The organism is Amycolatopsis sp. NPDC102389 (genome assembly GCF_044765885.1).
Lineage (GTDB): Bacteria > Actinomycetota > Actinomycetes > Mycobacteriales > Pseudonocardiaceae > Amycolatopsis.
Genome location: NZ_JBIWKX010000078.1, coordinates 1 through 14,382, shown reverse-complemented (window position 1 = coordinate 14,382; position 14,382 = coordinate 1). Strand labels below are relative to the sequence as shown.

The 14,382-nt window shown below is 69.2% G+C and carries 15 protein-coding genes; 3 read left to right on the top strand and 12 right to left on the bottom strand.

Going from position 1 to position 14,382, the window contains the following annotated elements:
• Positions 1–9 precede the first annotated feature (9 nt).
• A complete protein-coding gene (locus tag ACIRGA_RS37025) occupies positions 10–219 on the top strand; it encodes an MbtH family protein (protein ID WP_037346390.1) in 210 nt (69 codons plus the stop codon).
• Positions 220–372: 153 nt separating this feature from the next.
• On the opposite strand, the gene ACIRGA_RS37020 is transcribed toward ACIRGA_RS37025, so the two are convergent.
• From ACIRGA_RS37020 to ACIRGA_RS36995, 6 genes are all read right to left on the bottom strand, one after another.
• Positions 373–2,628, bottom strand: a complete 2,256-nt coding sequence (locus ACIRGA_RS37020; RefSeq protein WP_400950710.1) for a heavy metal translocating P-type ATPase — start codon at positions 2,626–2,628, stop codon at positions 373–375.
• A gap of 26 nt (positions 2,629–2,654) precedes the next feature.
• On the bottom strand, positions 2,655–3,617 hold the full coding sequence (locus ACIRGA_RS37015; protein WP_400950706.1) for a hypothetical protein: 963 nt from the start codon (positions 3,615–3,617) through the stop codon (positions 2,655–2,657).
• Between the two features lie 51 nt (positions 3,618–3,668).
• On the bottom strand, positions 3,669–3,875 hold the full coding sequence (locus tag ACIRGA_RS37010; RefSeq protein ID WP_400950703.1) for a heavy-metal-associated domain-containing protein: 207 nt from the start codon (positions 3,873–3,875) through the stop codon (positions 3,669–3,671).
• 21 nt (positions 3,876–3,896) lie between these two features.
• Positions 3,897–4,178, bottom strand: coding sequence for a metal-sensitive transcriptional regulator (locus tag ACIRGA_RS37005; RefSeq protein WP_400950700.1), 282 nt, complete (start codon positions 4,176–4,178; stop codon positions 3,897–3,899).
• A gap of 134 nt (positions 4,179–4,312) precedes the next feature.
• On the bottom strand, positions 4,313–4,525 hold the full coding sequence (locus ACIRGA_RS37000) for a CDGSH iron-sulfur domain-containing protein (RefSeq protein WP_400950698.1): 213 nt from the start codon (positions 4,523–4,525) through the stop codon (positions 4,313–4,315).
• 5 nt (positions 4,526–4,530) lie between these two features.
• Positions 4,531–4,737, bottom strand: a complete 207-nt coding sequence (locus tag ACIRGA_RS36995; protein WP_400950695.1) for a heavy-metal-associated domain-containing protein — start codon at positions 4,735–4,737, stop codon at positions 4,531–4,533.
• Between the two features lie 539 nt (positions 4,738–5,276).
• Between ACIRGA_RS36995 and ACIRGA_RS36990 the strand changes: the two genes are divergently transcribed.
• A complete protein-coding gene (locus ACIRGA_RS36990; protein ID WP_400950692.1) occupies positions 5,277–5,714 on the top strand; it encodes a hypothetical protein in 438 nt (145 codons plus the stop codon).
• A 12-nt stretch (positions 5,715–5,726) separates the two neighbouring features.
• Here ACIRGA_RS36990 and ACIRGA_RS36985 read toward each other — a convergent pair whose 3' ends face one another.
• Positions 5,727–6,359 (bottom strand): MBL fold metallo-hydrolase, encoded by a 633-nt coding sequence (locus tag ACIRGA_RS36985; protein WP_400950689.1) that lies wholly within the window; start codon positions 6,357–6,359, stop codon positions 5,727–5,729.
• Entirely contained in the window at positions 6,356–7,441 is a 1,086-nt protein-coding gene (locus tag ACIRGA_RS36980; protein ID WP_400950687.1) for an S-(hydroxymethyl)mycothiol dehydrogenase, read from the bottom strand. The genes ACIRGA_RS36985 and ACIRGA_RS36980 overlap by 4 nt, the downstream gene beginning before the upstream one ends.
• A 150-nt stretch (positions 7,442–7,591) precedes the next feature.
• On the opposite strand from ACIRGA_RS36980, the gene ACIRGA_RS36975 reads away from it, so the two are divergent.
• Positions 7,592–8,860, top strand: a complete 1,269-nt coding sequence (locus ACIRGA_RS36975) for a LuxR C-terminal-related transcriptional regulator (protein ID WP_400950684.1) — start codon at positions 7,592–7,594, stop codon at positions 8,858–8,860.
• Between the two features lie 33 nt (positions 8,861–8,893).
• On the opposite strand, the gene ACIRGA_RS36970 is transcribed toward ACIRGA_RS36975, so the two are convergent.
• The 4 genes from ACIRGA_RS36970 to tkt all read right to left on the bottom strand — a co-directional run bounded on the left by ACIRGA_RS36970 (position 8,894) and on the right by tkt (position 14,174).
• Positions 8,894–10,276, bottom strand: coding sequence for an ATP-dependent 6-phosphofructokinase (locus ACIRGA_RS36970; RefSeq protein ID WP_400950682.1), 1,383 nt, complete (start codon positions 10,274–10,276; stop codon positions 8,894–8,896).
• 33 nt (positions 10,277–10,309) lie between these two features.
• Complete coding sequence (locus ACIRGA_RS36965; RefSeq protein ID WP_400950680.1) at positions 10,310–11,266, bottom strand: fructose-bisphosphatase class II family protein; 957 nt, start codon at positions 11,264–11,266, stop codon at positions 10,310–10,312.
• 49 nt (positions 11,267–11,315) lie between these two features.
• Entirely contained in the window at positions 11,316–11,903 is a 588-nt protein-coding gene (gene hxlB, locus ACIRGA_RS36960) for a 6-phospho-3-hexuloisomerase (protein ID WP_400950677.1), read from the bottom strand.
• Positions 11,904–12,068: 165 nt separating this feature from the next.
• Entirely contained in the window at positions 12,069–14,174 is a 2,106-nt protein-coding gene (tkt, locus tag ACIRGA_RS36955; protein ID WP_400950674.1) for a transketolase, read from the bottom strand.
• Positions 14,175–14,382: the final 208 nt, after the last annotated feature.

Here is a 14,382-nt window from a genome sequence, read left to right as displayed (position 1 = left end):
GAAACAATCATGAGCAATCCCTTCGACAACGAAGACGGTTCCTTTTTCGTGCTGGTGAACGACGAGGGCCAGCACTCGCTCTGGCCGACGTTCGCCGAGGTGCCCGCCGGCTGGACCCGCGTCCACGGCGAGGCCCCCCGCCAGGAATGCCTCGCCTACGTCGAGGAGCACTGGACGGACCTGCGGCCGAAGAGCCTGATCGCCGAAGTCAACGGCTGAGCGAGGGTGTCCAGCCGCTCAATCCGGGCGGTTGGACGTGCTCGGCGCCCGATGGCGGTCGTGGGGGGGGGGGGGGGGGTTGTCGCGCCAAGCCCCACCACACCCCCCCGCCCCCCCCACCGGCCCCCCCCCGCGCCTCATGTCGAGCGAGGGTCAGCTCGCCGTGCTGCGGAATCCCTTGAGCCGCAGGCTGTTCGTGACCACGAAGACCGAGCTGAACGCCATCGCGGCGCCGGCGATCATCGGGTTGAGCAGCCCCGCCGCGGCCAGTGGCAGCGCCGCGACGTTGTAGGCGAAGGCCCAGAACAGGTTTCCCTTGATGGTGCGCAGGGTGCGCCGGGAGAGCCGGATCGCGTCCACCGCCGCCCGGAGGTCACCGCGGACGAGAGTGAGATCCGACGCCTCGATGGCGACGTCCGTGCCGGTGCCCATCGCCAGGCCGAGGTCGGCCTGGGCCAGCGCGGCCGCGTCGTTGACGCCGTCGCCCACCATCGCGACCACTTTGCCCTCGTCCTGGAGCCGCTTGACCACGTCGACCTTGTCCTTGGGCAAGACCTCCGCGATCACCTCGGTGATCCCCACCTCCGCCGCCACCGCGCGCGCCACGGCTTCGTTGTCCCCCGTCAGGAGGACCGGGGTCAGCCCGAGCGCCCGCAGCTGCGTGATGGCCTCGGCGGAGGTCGGCTTCACCGTGTCCGCCACCACCAGGACCGCGCGGGCCTTTCCGTCCCAGCCGACGACGATCGCGGTACGACCGTCCTTTTCTTCGTTCGCCTTCGCCTCGGCGAGACCTTCCGGCAGGTGGTGCGCCCACTCTTCCAGGAGCGCGCTGCGCCCGGCCAGCACCGCCTTGCCGTCGACGATCCCTTGCACGCCAAGGCCTTCGACGTTGGTGAACTCCTCGACAGCGGGCAGCTCGCCCACCCGCTCGCGGGCCGCGCGGGCGATCGCCTGCGCGATCGGGTGCTCGGACGCGTTCTCCAGTGCCCCGGCCAAGCGCAGTGTCGTCTCCTCGTCGACGCCCTCGGCGACGTGGACCGCCACCAGCGACATCTGTCCCGTGGTCACGGTGCCGGTCTTGTCGAGGACGACCGTGTCGACCGACCGGGTGGACTCCAGCACCTCCGGTCCCTTGATCAGGATCCCGAGCTGCGCCCCACGCCCGGTGCCCACGAGCAGCGCGGTCGGCGTCGCCAGCCCCAGCGCGCACGGGCAGGCGATGATCAGCACGGCGACCGCCGCGGTGAACGCCGCCGCCACCGAACCACCGGCCCCGAGCCAGAAGGCCAGCGTGCCGATGGCGAGCGCGATCACGATCGGCACGAAGACGCCCGACACCCGGTCCGCCAGCCGCTGGACCTGCGCCTTGCCGGTCTGCGCGTCCTCGACCAGCTTCGCCATCTGCGCCAGCTGAGTGTCCGCGCCGACCCGCGTCGCACGGACGACGAGCCTGCCGCCCGCGTTCACCGTCGCGCCGACCACGGCGTCGCCGGGCCCGACCTCGACGGGGACGCTCTCGCCGGTCAGCATGCTCGCGTCGACGGCGGAACTGCCTTCGGTGATCACGCCGTCGGTGGCGATCTTCTCCCCCGGCCGGACGACGAACCGGTCGCCGACGACCAGCCGGTCGACCGGGATCCGCTCTTCCTTGCCGTCGCGGAGGACGGCGACGTCCTTCGCGCCCAGCTCCAGCAACGCCCGCAGCGCGGCACCGGCGCGGCGCTTGGACCGCGCCTCGAAGTACCGGCCGGCGAGGATGAACGTCGTCACCCCGGCGGCGACCTCGAGATAGATGTTGCCGTCGCCCGCCATCCGCTCGACGGTCAGCTCGAAGGCGTGCGTCATCCCCGGTGTTCCCGCGCTGCCGAACAGCAAGGCGTACAACGACCACAGGAACGCCGCCAGCGTGCCCATCGAGATCAGCGTGTCCATCGTGGCCGCGCCGTGGCGCAGATTCGCCCACGCCGCCTTGTGGAACGGCCACGCCGCCCACACCAGCACCGGCGCCGCGAGCGTCAGCGAGATCCACTGCCAATAGGTGAACTGCAGCGCGGGCACCATCGCCAGCAGGATCACCGGCACCGACAGCACCGCGGAGCCGATCAGCCGCTGCCGCAGCGGCGCGATCGGATCGGCCTCCTCGGCCGGCGCGTCCGCCTCAGCGGCCTTCGCCGGGGCGGGCACGGCGGCCGAGTAACCGGCCGCCTCCACCTGCTCGATCAGCCGCTGGGGTTCGATGTCCCCGCTGTAGGTGACCTTCGCCTTCTCCGTGGCGTAGTTGACCGTGGCGGTGACGCCGTCCAGCTTGTTCAGCTTCTTCTCGATGCGCATCGCGCACGAGGCGCAGGTCATCCCGGTGATCGCGAGTTCGACCTCGGCCGTGGTGGCCTGGTCCAGATCGGAAGTCATCGTGGTCACTCCTTTCCGGCTCGCGGTCAGCCGTGTCCGCCGTGGCCGTCGTCGGCCGCCGGGGGTGGGGTCTGGTTCTGGGTGGCCGGCGGCGCGGGAGTGCCCGTGGTGGCGACGGTGAACTCGGCCGTGCGGACCTTGCCCTGGTGCTGGAAGTCCAGGAACAGCCGGTACGTCCCCGCCGAGGGGACTTCGGCGAAGAAGGTCACCGTGGGGCCGGGCTTCGTGCGGCCGTCGCCGGGCTCACCGTCCGGGTGGACGTGCAGGTAGGCGAGGTCGCCACCGCGCAGCGCCACCAGATGCCCGTAGGCACCCAGGTACGGCTGGAGATCGGTCACGTCGCGGCCGTCCTTGGTCACCGTCAAGGTCACCTTCGCCGCCTTGCCCGGCGTCAGGTCACCGTCCAGACGGACCTGGTAACCGTCGACGTTCGCGACGCGCGACGGCTGGTACTCGGCGGGCTTGAACTCCCCCGCCGCGGCGACGTCGACACCCAAGGTCGTGGCGCTTCCGCCGGTCGGCTTGAAGTCCGCGAAGACGCGGTACGAGCCTGCCTGCGGCAGCGCGAGCGGCACCGTCCAGAGGCCGTCCGCCCCCAGTTCGGGATGGATGTGCTGGAAACCGGCCGTGTCACGGCGGACGACGATCAGGTGCATCCGCTTTTCGTGTTCGACGTCGTAAGCGGTGACCGGCTTACCATCGGGGCCGACAATCTTGAAGGAGAAGGGGCGGGTCGTGCCCGTGGCGAGCGTCGTGGTGGTGGGCGTGAGGGTGTAGCCGCCCCTGGACGACGCGAGCCCGCCGGGCTCGTCGGTCGGCGCCGCCTCCGCGACGGTGCCGCTGTGAGCGTCCCCATGCCCGGCGTCCTCGCCGCCGGGCAGGCCGGCAGCGCCGGCGAAAGGACCGACAGCGGTGCCGGCGGCCCAGGCGCCACCGGCGACCAGGGCAAGCGCCACACCGTAGGCGGAGAGCTTCGCAACTGTGTTCATCGTGAAGTCCTTAGTGCGGGGCGATCCCCGCGTTCGGGAGCGGACCGCGGATCAGGCGGTCAGCTCGTATCCGGCCTCTTCGACGGCCGCACGGACATCCGCGACCTCGGGTTCCTGGGAGCTGGTCACGGTCACCGCGCCGGTGGGCAGATCCACCCGGACGCCGGTGACGCCCGCGATCTTGCCGACCTCTTCGCTGACCGACCGGACGCAGTGGTCGCAGGTCATGCCGGTGACGGTGTAGGTGGTCTCGCTCATCGTGGTTCTCCTTGCGGGATATCAGGAACGGACGAGGCGGGCGATCACGTCGCTCGCTTCCTTGATCTTTTCGTCGGCTTCGGCGCCGCCCTTGGCGATGGCGTCGGACACGCAGTGCCTGAGGTGTTCGTCCATCAGCCCCAGCGACACGGACTGCAGCGCCTTCGTGGCCGCGGACACCTGCGTCAGGATGTCGATGCAGTACTTGTCCTCTTCGACCATCCGCTGCAGGCCCCGGATCTGACCCTCGATCCGCCGCAGCCGGTTCAGGTATTCCTCTTTGCCTTGCGTGTATCCGTGCATCTCGCTGCCTCCTGAGGACGACTCTACATACCCTAGGGGGGTAGGGCAACCGGCATACCCTGGTGGCGTATGTCACCCTGCCTGGACGGCCAACGACCAGCGGGCGGGTGACGTTGATGTCACCCGCCCGCTTCCTATTCGCTCGTGAACCTGGTCCGGACATGGGCGCCGTCGCAGAACGGCTTCTTCGCCGAATTCCCGCACCGGCACAGCAATTGGGCACGTCCGGTCAGTTCGTGTTCTTCGCCGTCGTGGTCGACCAGCCGGACAGGCCCTTTCACCTGATACGGCCCGTTGTTCACGACCTTGATGACGACAGCCGGTCCAGCTCCGTTGCCTTCAGCCATCGACGTCAGCCGACCACCTCGTAACCCGCCCCTTCGACCGCGGACCGCACCAGCCGCGCGTCGACCGGCCCCTCGCTCACGACGGTCACTTCGCCGGTCGCGATGTCCGCGTCCACCTCGTTGACCCCGGCGACACCGTTCACCGCCGTCGTCACCTTGTTCATGCAGCCCGAGCAGGTCATGCCCTTGACGGTGTACACCGTGGTGTCCATCAGCCCTCACCCTTCGATTCGGCGAACTCGCCTGACGGCGGCCCGTTCGCCGTCACGTTACATTACCCCCGTATGGTATTCCAAGAAGCGGTTGTTCTTGCCCTGCAACGGTCCGTCGATTCCTGCCCCTCAGTGGAGCCGATGACGGTGAGCGGGGAGGATTCCGGACGTTGAGTGTCCGGGATCTTCCCCGCTCGAGGTGTCGGCCGGATAGGTGGCTTGGATCGACGGAGATCCGGCGCACCCTTCGACGATGTAGGAATCGGGACACTCAACGTCCCGATTCCTACATCGTCAACACCTCTACCACTCACAACCCCCGCGAAGAACCGGTCGTGCGAGCATCGACCGGGCATCCGGCGGACCGGCACTGTCCTTTATGGCGCCCAGTACACGACGGGCCCTGTCAATGCCCGCATCTCGCCGCGAACGCCAGCGGAACCTTTTCCAAATGGCCTGCCTTTGTGGTTCGAATGCCCCCTGCACTCGATACAGGGCTCGGGCTACCTTCGGGCGAGCATCAATGCGAAAGGAACACCATGCCCCGTTCTTCACGCCTTCTCGCGTCCGTCGCGGCGACAGCGCTGGTTTTTTCGGCGCAAATGCTCGCTACGAACAATGTCGCCGCGGCTGATTACACGAGTATCGACGTCGGGCCGGTCAGCATGGCCACATCGATGGAATGCCTGGGTGAGCGGAGGTCCGTCGGCGACGCGTGGGTCACCCTCGACGGGGACCGCGTCACGGTGCGAGACCACTGTGACGATGGGAATCCGGTCATGGCGCGGGTGCAGATGACGGTCGACGGACAGCCGCAGTATTGGATGTGTTACAACACCACAGGCTACGGAAGCACGAAGATCTGCAATTTCGACTGGCCAGAAGGATTCGTCGGGTTCAAGACGGTGATCTTCTTCGCCTGGGACGGTATCCGCGAATACAAAATGGGGACCCTGAGGCACTGGCGGGACGGATAAGCGTTCCGTGCCTCAGTGCCCGCGGGCGATCCATTCGGCCAGGTGCGGCGCTTCGGTGCCGATGGTGGTGTGGTCGCCGTGTCCGGTGTGGACGGTCGTGTCCTCGGGCAAGGCGAAGAGCCGTTCCCTGATCGAGGAAATGATCGTCGGGAAGTCGGAGAACGAGCGGCCCGTCGCACCGGGTCCGCCGGAGAAGAGCGTGTCCCCCGAGAAGAGCGCCTTGGCCTCGGGAAGATGCAGGCAGACCGAGCCGGGCGAGTGTCCCGGCGTGTGGATGACTTCGAGTTCCGTGCCGGCGACGGCGATCCGCTCACCGTCCTCGGTACTCCGGAACCGCTGACCGGGGTGCGTCATCTCCCACAGCTCCCGGTCCCCCGGATGCAGAACGACCGGCGCGTGCAGGTGTTCGCCCAGCTGCGGAGCGACGGTGACATGGTCGTTGTGCCCATGGGTGCAGACGACGGCGACGACGTTCCGGCCGCCCACGGCTTCGGTGATGGTCTTCTCGTCGTGCGCGGCGTCCACGATCACGACCTCGTCGTCGTCACCGACCAGCCAGACGTTGTTGTCGACGTCCCAGCTCCCGCCGTCGAGTTCGAAGACCCCGGCGGTGACGACGCGTTCGATCCGCAGGTTCCCGCTCACAGGATCACCACCGAACGCAGCACCTCACCGGCGTGCATGGCGTGGAAGGCCTTCTCGACCCCGTCGAGCGAGATCCGCTCGGTCACGAACCGTTCCAGCGGCAGCCTGCCCTGCAGGTACAGGTCGATCAGCATCGGGAAATCCCGCTCCGGCAGGCAATCGCCGTACCAGGACGACTTCAGCGAACCACCGCGGGAGAAGAAGTCGATCAGCGGCATGTCCAGGCGCATGTCCGGGGTCGGAACGCCGACCAGGACCACGGTGCCCGCCAGATCACGGGCGTAGAACGCCGCCTTCCAGGTCTCCGGGCGGCCGACCGCGTCGATGACGACGTCGGCGCCGAAACCGCCGGTCAGGTCCTGGATCGCGGCGACCGTGTCGACGCCGGAGGCGTTGACGGTGTGGGTCGCGCCGAGTTCCCGTGCCCACGAGAGCTTCCGCTCGTCCCGGTCGACCGCGATGATCGTGCCGGCACCCGCCAGCCGGGCGCCGGCGATGGCGGCGTCGCCGACTCCCCCGCAGCCGATGACCGCGACCGAGTCGCCGCGGCCGACTGCGCCGGTATTGACCGCCGCGCCGAGCCCGGCCATCACGCCACAGCCGAGCAGGCCCGCGACGGCCGGGTCCGCGGCCTTGTCGACCTTGGTGCACTGTCCGGCGTGGACGAGCGTCTTGTCCGCGAACGCGCCGATGCCCAGTGCCGGGGTCAGCTCGGTGCCGTCGGTCAGTGTCATCTTCTGTGTCGCGTTGAAGGTGTCGAAGCAGTACTGCGGGCGGCCGCGTTTGCACGCCCGGCACTGCCCGCACACCGCGCGCCAGTTGAGGACGACGAAATCCCCCGGCTGTACGGAATCCACGCCCTCTCCGACGCTTTCCACCGTGCCCGCGGCCTCGTGACCGAGCAGGAACGGGAATTCGTCGTTGATGCCGCCGTCGCGGTAGGTCAGATCGGTGTGGCAGACCCCGCAGGCCGCGATCGACACGACGACCTCGCCGGGGCCCGGATCCGGGATCACGATGTCCGTCAGCTCCACCGGAGCGTTCCGGGACCGGGCGATCACTCCGCGCACCTGCTGTGGCATTCCTGTTTCCTCTACCGTTCGGCGACACAGGCATGCGCGTCAACGCATGCTTCACGCGAGACTATGCCGCGAGGCCGCTTTGGCGACCTGGCCATCGGTCCAGTGGATCCTGTCCTTTCGGCCAGGCGAGCCGACGGCTAGGCTCGGCCGATGCCCGACTTCGCCGACCTGACCGCGCTGCGCGACGTCATCGAGGGCCCGCTGCGCGAAATCGCCGACCGGTTCTCGCGTTTCCTCGCCGACGGCTGGCCGCACCAGGCGCTGGTCATCTTCACCAGGGAATGCACCGGACGGCCCCGCAAGGTCGCCGGCGCCAGGGAGATCACCGACAAGGTCACCATCGCCGAGCTCGAAGCGCTCAAGGCGAGTGTGCCGCCCGGCCGTCAGCTGACCACGACGGCCACTCTCGGCGGCACCGGCCGGACGGTCTGGGCCGTGCAGGACCCGATCGGCACCCTGCTCGTCCTCGTCCCCCGGTCGAGCCGGACCCGCCTCCCGCGGCCCGCGCGCCTGGCCGAGGTCTTCGGCATCGTCGCGACCTCGATCCGGCAACAGGTGACCCAGGCCAGCCCCGACTACCTCGCCGAATCCCGCGCGGCCTCCAGCGAACGCGCCAGGACGATCGCCGAAATGGCCGCGGCGCACGAGACCGCGCTCGTCACGATCCTCACCACGCTGCGGTCCACCCGGCTGGACGACCATCGCGCCCGGCTCGCCGCGACCGACTCCGCCTCGGCCGCGCTGGTCGAGCTCCGATCCGCGCAGAAAACCGATCTCGCGCAGTCCGAAGAGCCCGCACACGCCGCGTTCGGCAGGCTACGGCGGGAAATCCGGCAGATGCTGCGCCACCACGACGCGGAGCTGGAGTTCACGGGTCCGGCGAAGAACGGGCGGCCGGTACCGGGCGAGGTCGCCCATGCCGCCAGGGCGATGACGTGCGCGGCGGTCCTCGCTTTCACCGGCCAGCCGGGGCTGACCCGCCTCCGGATCGCCTGGTCGAGCGACAGCAGCGCGCTGCACCTCGATGTCCGGGACCAGGAATCCGGCGACCTCGACGTCCACGGCCTGCGATCGCAGCTCGACGGACGCGCGAAAGCGCTGGGGGCGACCGTCGAGATCGACGCCGTCGCTGGGTGGGGCAGCCGCGTCACCATCGACCTCCCGTTCGAGCCGGCGGCCGGCCGGGTCGACGAGACTCAGCTGGCGGACCTCAACCCTCGTGAGCTCGAAGTGCTACGGCTGGTGGCACAAGGACAACGCAACAAAGCCATCGCCGCCGCGCTCGGCATCACCGAAAGCACCGTCAAATTCCACGTCGCGGGCGTCCTGAAGAAGCTGAACGTCACCTCACGCGGTGAAGCCGCGGCCTTGGCCCTGAGTGCCGGAGTCTCCGGCACCCAGGCCGCCGCCTACCAATAGCGCACGGAACAGAGCAAGGCCTGCCAACGCCGCTCAGCAGAAGCCCGCACGAGCCTTCTCCCTGGCCGGCGCCACTCCGAATTCGGCGGGCTGGCAAGTGGTTTCGAGCACCGACATCCACAGGTCGCCGTCCGGGTCGACCTGGTTGCGGCGGCTGGTCATCAGGGAGAACGGGACGTGCACGAAGCGACGGCGCCAGCGCGCGACCGCGGCGTCGGTATGGCCGGCCATGGCGGCGTGCACCGCGGCGTGGGCGAGACGAAGGCAGTAGACGCTGTCGTAGGCGTTCGCCGCGACGCTGCGCACCGCGTAGCTCGGGTCGATGTAGCGCATCGTGGGGGTCAGGCCGGCCGCGGTCAGGTGTCCGGCGATGCTCGCCTTGAGCAGTTCGCCGATGTTGCCGAGCCTGACGTTGCCCGAAGCGTCGGTGCCGTGCCCGTTGTGTTCGGGCAGGCCGTGTTCTTCGAGGAGGTCTTGGCCCGCCCCCTCCGCCAGGACGATCACCACGTGGCCTTTGGCCCGCACGTGCCGCTCCACGTGGGCCAGCAGACCGTCCTCTCCCCCGAGGCTGAACGGGATTTCGGGGATCAGGACGATGTCCGCGGCGTTCGCGGCCAGCGCGGCGTAGCTGGCGATGAACCCGGAATGGCGGCCCATCAGCTTCACGATCCCGACGCCGTTCGGGCTGGCCGCGGCTTCGACGGAGACCGCGGAGATGAAGTCGGTGGCCCGCGCGAACGCGCTCTGGAACCCGAACGACTGATCGGTGAAGGGCAGGTCGTTGTCGATCGTCTTCGGCACCCCGATGACGGCGATGTCGAGGCCGCGTGCCCTGATCGCCTTGCCGAGGAACGTCGCGGCGCGCATCCCCCCGTCGCCGCCGATGACGAACATGACGTCGATACCGCGCAGGACGAGGCTGTCGACCATTTCGTCGGCGTCCTGGCCGCCGCGGGAGCTGCCGAGGATGGTGCCGCCGGCGTTGTGGATGTCGCGGACGCGCTCGGGCGTCAGCTCGACGGTGTCGTGGCGGTGTTCGGCGGTCAGCCCCTGGAGGCCGTTCCGGAACCCCAGGATCCGCTTGACCTGGTAATGCACGGCGAGTTCCTGGACGAGACCGCGGATGACGTTGTTGAGCCCGGGGCACAGCCCGCCGCAGGTGACGATGCCGGCGGTCACGCGCGCGGGGTCGAAATAGATCTTGCGGCGAGGCCCGGCGGCTTCGAAACTGGGGACCTCACCGGTCGGGAGGTCGTGGCCCGCCAGCATGGACACGGTGTCCTCGAGCAGGACACGATCGCCCTCCGCGACGTAATGCGGCGAGGTCTGCTTGGTGGAAAGCATCTCGGAGAGCGGCGAATCGAAACGGCATTCGCCGAGGCGGCGAACGCGGAGGTCGTCCAGGTGCAACGTCACCGTATCTCCTTGATCGTAGGTGCTTTCCGGGTCTTATCCGAAGATCGTGTGCGTGACATGCCGAACCTGGCCCCGGGAGATCAGGAGTGATTCGACGATGGTCCCGCCGTCGCCTTTTCGCGGCCGTCCGACGAGTGGCCCGCCGCTGACGCCGGTGGCGACGAAGAAGGCGTCGCCCGCGACGAGCTCGTCACGCTCGTAGACGCGGTCGACGGACATGCCCGCCGCGCGGATCGCCGCCGCCTCCTCTTCCCGTTGCGGGACGAGGCGGCCCAGCATGCCGCCGCCCAGCGCGCGGACCGCCGCGGCGGTCATCACCCCTTCCGGCGTGCCGCCGACCCCGAGGAGCAGGTCGACGTCGAGCGTCGGCAGGAGCACCGCGAGGCTTCCGCCGACATCGCCCCCGGCCGGGGTCTGCACCGCCGCGCCCGCGTCGACCACCCGGGCGATCAGGTCCTTGTGCCGCGGCTTGTCCATGATGACGACGCGAAGCTCGGAGACCTTCTTGCCAAGCGCCCTCGCGACCTTGCTCAAGGTGCGCTCGGGAGAGTCGTCGAGATCGATGACGTCCTTCGCGGCGGGCGGCACCACGATCTTGTCCATGTAGAAGCCCGGCCCCGGCGACCACAAGGTGCCTGCCTCGCCGAATGCGATCGTCGCCAGGGAACCGGGAAGATCCTTGGCACAGAAGGAAGTTCCTTCGAGCGGGTCCACGGCGATGTCGAAGTCCGGCCCCAGGCCGTCGCCCACGATCTCCCCGTTGAACAACATCGGGGCGTCGTCCTTCTCCCCCTCCCCGATGACGACGGTCCCCCGCCCGGGCGCGCAGGCCAGCGCCTCCCGCATGGCCGTGGTCGCCGCCGCGTCCGCGGCCTTCTGGTCGTGCCGTCCCACCCAGGCGTAGCTGGCCACCGCGGCACGGCAGGTGGCGGCCAGCGCCACCGCCTCCAAGGTGTGGATGTCGGCGGTGTTCCGCGGTGCGACCTGCATCTTGGACTCCTCTGTTCGGGCGGGCATCAGGACGAGATCGCGGAACCGGTCACTCGAGATTCGCGTGCAGGCGCCACAGTTCGCGGGCCTGGGTACCGCCCGACTTCCACAGCGTGTGGAACAGCGCGTCGGTGATCAGCAGGACGGACTGTTCGAACAGGCTGCCGGCGTACTGGACGGACGCGGTGCCGTCGAAGTCCTGCTTGTCCGCGGCCGGGACGACGAGGACCTCGGTCGCGATCTTCGCCAGCGGCGAGTCGGGCGCCGTGGTCAGCGCGATGACGTCCGCGCCCTGGTCGCGGGCGGTCTGCGCGGCCCGGACCACCCGTGCCGTCGTCCCCGAGCCCGACGCCGCCACCAGCACGTCGCGCGAGCCGATCGCCGGCGCGGTCACCTCGCCGACGACGTGGGTGGGGAGGCCGAGGTGCATGAACCGCATCGCGGCCATCTGGAGGGCCAGACCGCTCCGCCCGGTACCGATCGTGAACACCTTGGGCGCCTTGAGCAGCAAGCCTCCGGCACGCGTCCAGGCCGGGTAGTGCACGCCGGCGCTGACCTTGTCCACTTCTCCGACGACAGCACGCGTCGCGTCCGAAAAAAGACCGGGATCGAGATTCTTCGAAATCGATTGCGTCATCGAGATCTTCCTCCACTCGCTTCATTGAGAAAAAATGATTGCCCATCGGGGTGAAACCCCTCAAGACGTCCGGCATCGGGAACCGCTATCCCCTGATCACGAAAGCCAATGGACACCGGGCGGCCCCGGCTTCCCGCCGGGGCCGCCGCTTCGACCGGGTGCGCCTCAGCCCTGCCGTACGGTCCGCACGCTTCGCAGCGCCGCTTCGACCACGGCCTCGGTGGTGATGCCGAATTGGCTGAACAGCGTCTTGTAGTCCGCAGAAGCACCGAAATGCTCCAGCGACACGATCTCGCCCGCGTCGCCGGCGAACCGGTGCCACGGCTGCGCCACCCCCGCCTCGACGATCACCCTGGCGCGCACCGACGCGGGCAGCACTTCGTCCCGATAGGACCGATCCTGCCGGTCGAACCATTCCACGCACGGCATCGACACCACCCGGGTGGCCACGCCCTGCGATTCCAGGATCTTCCTGGCCGCCACGGCCAGCTGGACCTCGGAGCCGGTGCCGACGAGCACCACGTCGGGCTTGCCGGAGGACGCCTCGGCGAGGACATAGCCGCCGCGGGACACCCCCTCGGCCGACGTGCCTTCCAGGGTCGGCACGTCCTGGCGGGTGAGCGCCAGCCCGGCCGGACATTCGGTGTCCTCCAGCACGGCCTTCCAGGCGTGCGCCGTCTCGTTCGCGTCCGCCGGGCGGACCACCGACAGCCCGGGGATGGCGCGCAGCGACGCCAGCTGCTCCACGGGCTGGTGGGTCGGCCCGTCCTCACCGAGCCCGATCGAGTCGTGCGTCCACACGTAGATGGCCGGCAGCCTCATCAGCGCGGCCAGGCGCACCGCCGGGCGCATGTAGTCGCTGAAGATGAGGAAAGTGCCGCCGTACGGCCGGGTTCCGCCGTGCAGCGCGATCCCGTTGAGGATCGAACCCATCGCGTGCTCACGGATTCCGAAGTGCAGCGTGCGACCGTAGGGCTGGGCCGTCCACGCGTCGGTGGAGATCTCGGCCGGACCGAACGAGTCCGCGCCCTTGATCGTGGTGTTGTTGCTCTCGGCCAGATCCGCCGAACCGCCCCAGAGCTCGGGCAGCACCTTGCCGAGTTCGGCCAGCACCGCGGCCGACGCCTTGCGCGTGGCGACGCCCTTTTCGGACGGCTCCCAGACGGGGAGGTCACCGTCCCAGCCGGACGGCAGCTCACGGGCCGTCATCCGGTCCAGCAACGCCTTGCGCTCCGGGTTGGCCCGCGCCCAGGCGTCGAACTCGAGCTGCCACTTCTCGTGGTCCGCCCGGCCGCGGACGGCCACATCGCGGGCATGGCGCAGAACCTCGTCGTCGACCTGGAAGCTGCGCTTCGGGTCGAAGCCGACCGCACTCTTGACCGCGGCGAGTTCCTCAGCGCCGAGCGCGGCACCGTGCACCTTGCCGGTGTTCATCTTGGTCGGCGCCGGGTAGCCGATCACCGTGCGCAGCACGATCAGGGTGGGGCGCGCGGTCTCCGCCCTTGCCTGCTCGATCGCGTCCAGGAAACCCGCCACGTCCTCACCGCCGTGGACGGTGAGCACCTGCCAGCCATAGGCCTCGTAGCGTTTGGCGGTGTCCTCGGAGAGGGCGATACGGGTGTCGTCCTCGATGGAGATCTCGTTGCTGTCGTAGACCACCGTGAGGTTGCCGAGCCGCTGCGTTCCGGCCAGCGACGAGGCCTCGGAGGTGACGCCCTCCTCGATGTCGCCGTCCGAAGCGATCACGTAGATCTGGTGGTCGAAAACGCTCCGGCCCGGCTCGGTGTCCGGATCGAACAGTCCTCGCTCACGACGGGCGGCCATGGCCATGCCGACCGCGTTCGCCAGGCCCTGGCCGAGGGGACCGGTCGTGGTCTCCACGCCCGCGGTGTGCCGGTACTCGGGGTGCCCCGGCGTCAGCGAATCCCATTTGCGCAGGGCCTTGAGGTCGTCGAGTTCCAGCCCGTAGCCGGAGAGGAACAGCTGGATGTACAAGGTGAGGCTCGAATGCCCGGCCGAGAGCACGAACCGGTCCCGCCCGATCCAATGCGCGTCGCCGGGGTCGTGCCGCATGACGCGCTGGAACAACGCGTAGGCGACGGGAGCGAGGCTCATGGCCGTGCCGGGGTGCCCGCTCCCGCAGTGTTCGACCGCGTCCGCGGCCAGCACGCGCGCGGTGTCCACCGCGCGCTGGTCCAGCTCCGTCCAGTCTTGGGGGAGCCGTTTGGTGGTCAAGCGAGCAAGCTCGCCGATCGATTCGTTCGCTGCCATGAACCCGCTCTCCTGATTTCGCCGCGTGCCGGATCGGTGGGGGTTATCGGGTGGCGCGTTGTTTGAGTTCCTTGGCGGCGGCGCCGGGGTCGGAGGCGTTGTAGATCGCGCCCCCCGCGACGGCGACTTTGGCGCCTGCTTCGCGGACGGAGGCGATGGTGTCGGCTTTCACGCCGCCGGCGATGGAGAACGGCACCCCTGCCTCACG

Bases quoted from the DNA above. Each gene is read 5' to 3' on its own strand.
- ACIRGA_RS37005 (WP_400950700.1), bottom strand. From the start codon at position 4,178: ATGCACGGATACACGCAAGGCAAAGAGGAATACCTGAACCGGCTGCGG.
- ACIRGA_RS37000 (WP_400950698.1), bottom strand. From the start codon at position 4,525: ATGGCTGAAGGCAACGGAGCTGGACCGGCTGTCGTCATCAAGGTCGTG.
- ACIRGA_RS36990 (WP_400950692.1), top strand. From the start codon at position 5,277: ATGCCCCGTTCTTCACGCCTTCTCGCGTCCGTCGCGGCGACAGCGCTG.
- ACIRGA_RS37025 (WP_037346390.1), top strand. From the start codon at position 10: ATGAGCAATCCCTTCGACAACGAAGACGGTTCCTTTTTCGTGCTGGTG.
- ACIRGA_RS36975 (WP_400950684.1), top strand. From the start codon at position 7,592: ATGCCCGACTTCGCCGACCTGACCGCGCTGCGCGACGTCATCGAGGGC.
- ACIRGA_RS36995 (WP_400950695.1), bottom strand. From the start codon at position 4,737: ATGGACACCACGGTGTACACCGTCAAGGGCATGACCTGCTCGGGCTGC.
- tkt (WP_400950674.1), bottom strand. From the start codon at position 14,174: ATGGCAGCGAACGAATCGATCGGCGAGCTTGCTCGCTTGACCACCAAA.
- ACIRGA_RS36980 (WP_400950687.1), bottom strand. From the start codon at position 7,441: ATGCCACAGCAGGTGCGCGGAGTGATCGCCCGGTCCCGGAACGCTCCG.
- hxlB (WP_400950677.1), bottom strand. From the start codon at position 11,903: ATGACGCAATCGATTTCGAAGAATCTCGATCCCGGTCTTTTTTCGGAC.
- ACIRGA_RS37015 (WP_400950706.1), bottom strand. From the start codon at position 3,617: ATGAACACAGTTGCGAAGCTCTCCGCCTACGGTGTGGCGCTTGCCCTG.
- ACIRGA_RS37010 (WP_400950703.1), bottom strand. From the start codon at position 3,875: ATGAGCGAGACCACCTACACCGTCACCGGCATGACCTGCGACCACTGC.
- ACIRGA_RS37020 (WP_400950710.1), bottom strand. From the start codon at position 2,628: ATGACTTCCGATCTGGACCAGGCCACCACGGCCGAGGTCGAACTCGCG.
- ACIRGA_RS36965 (WP_400950680.1), bottom strand. From the start codon at position 11,266: ATGCAGGTCGCACCGCGGAACACCGCCGACATCCACACCTTGGAGGCG.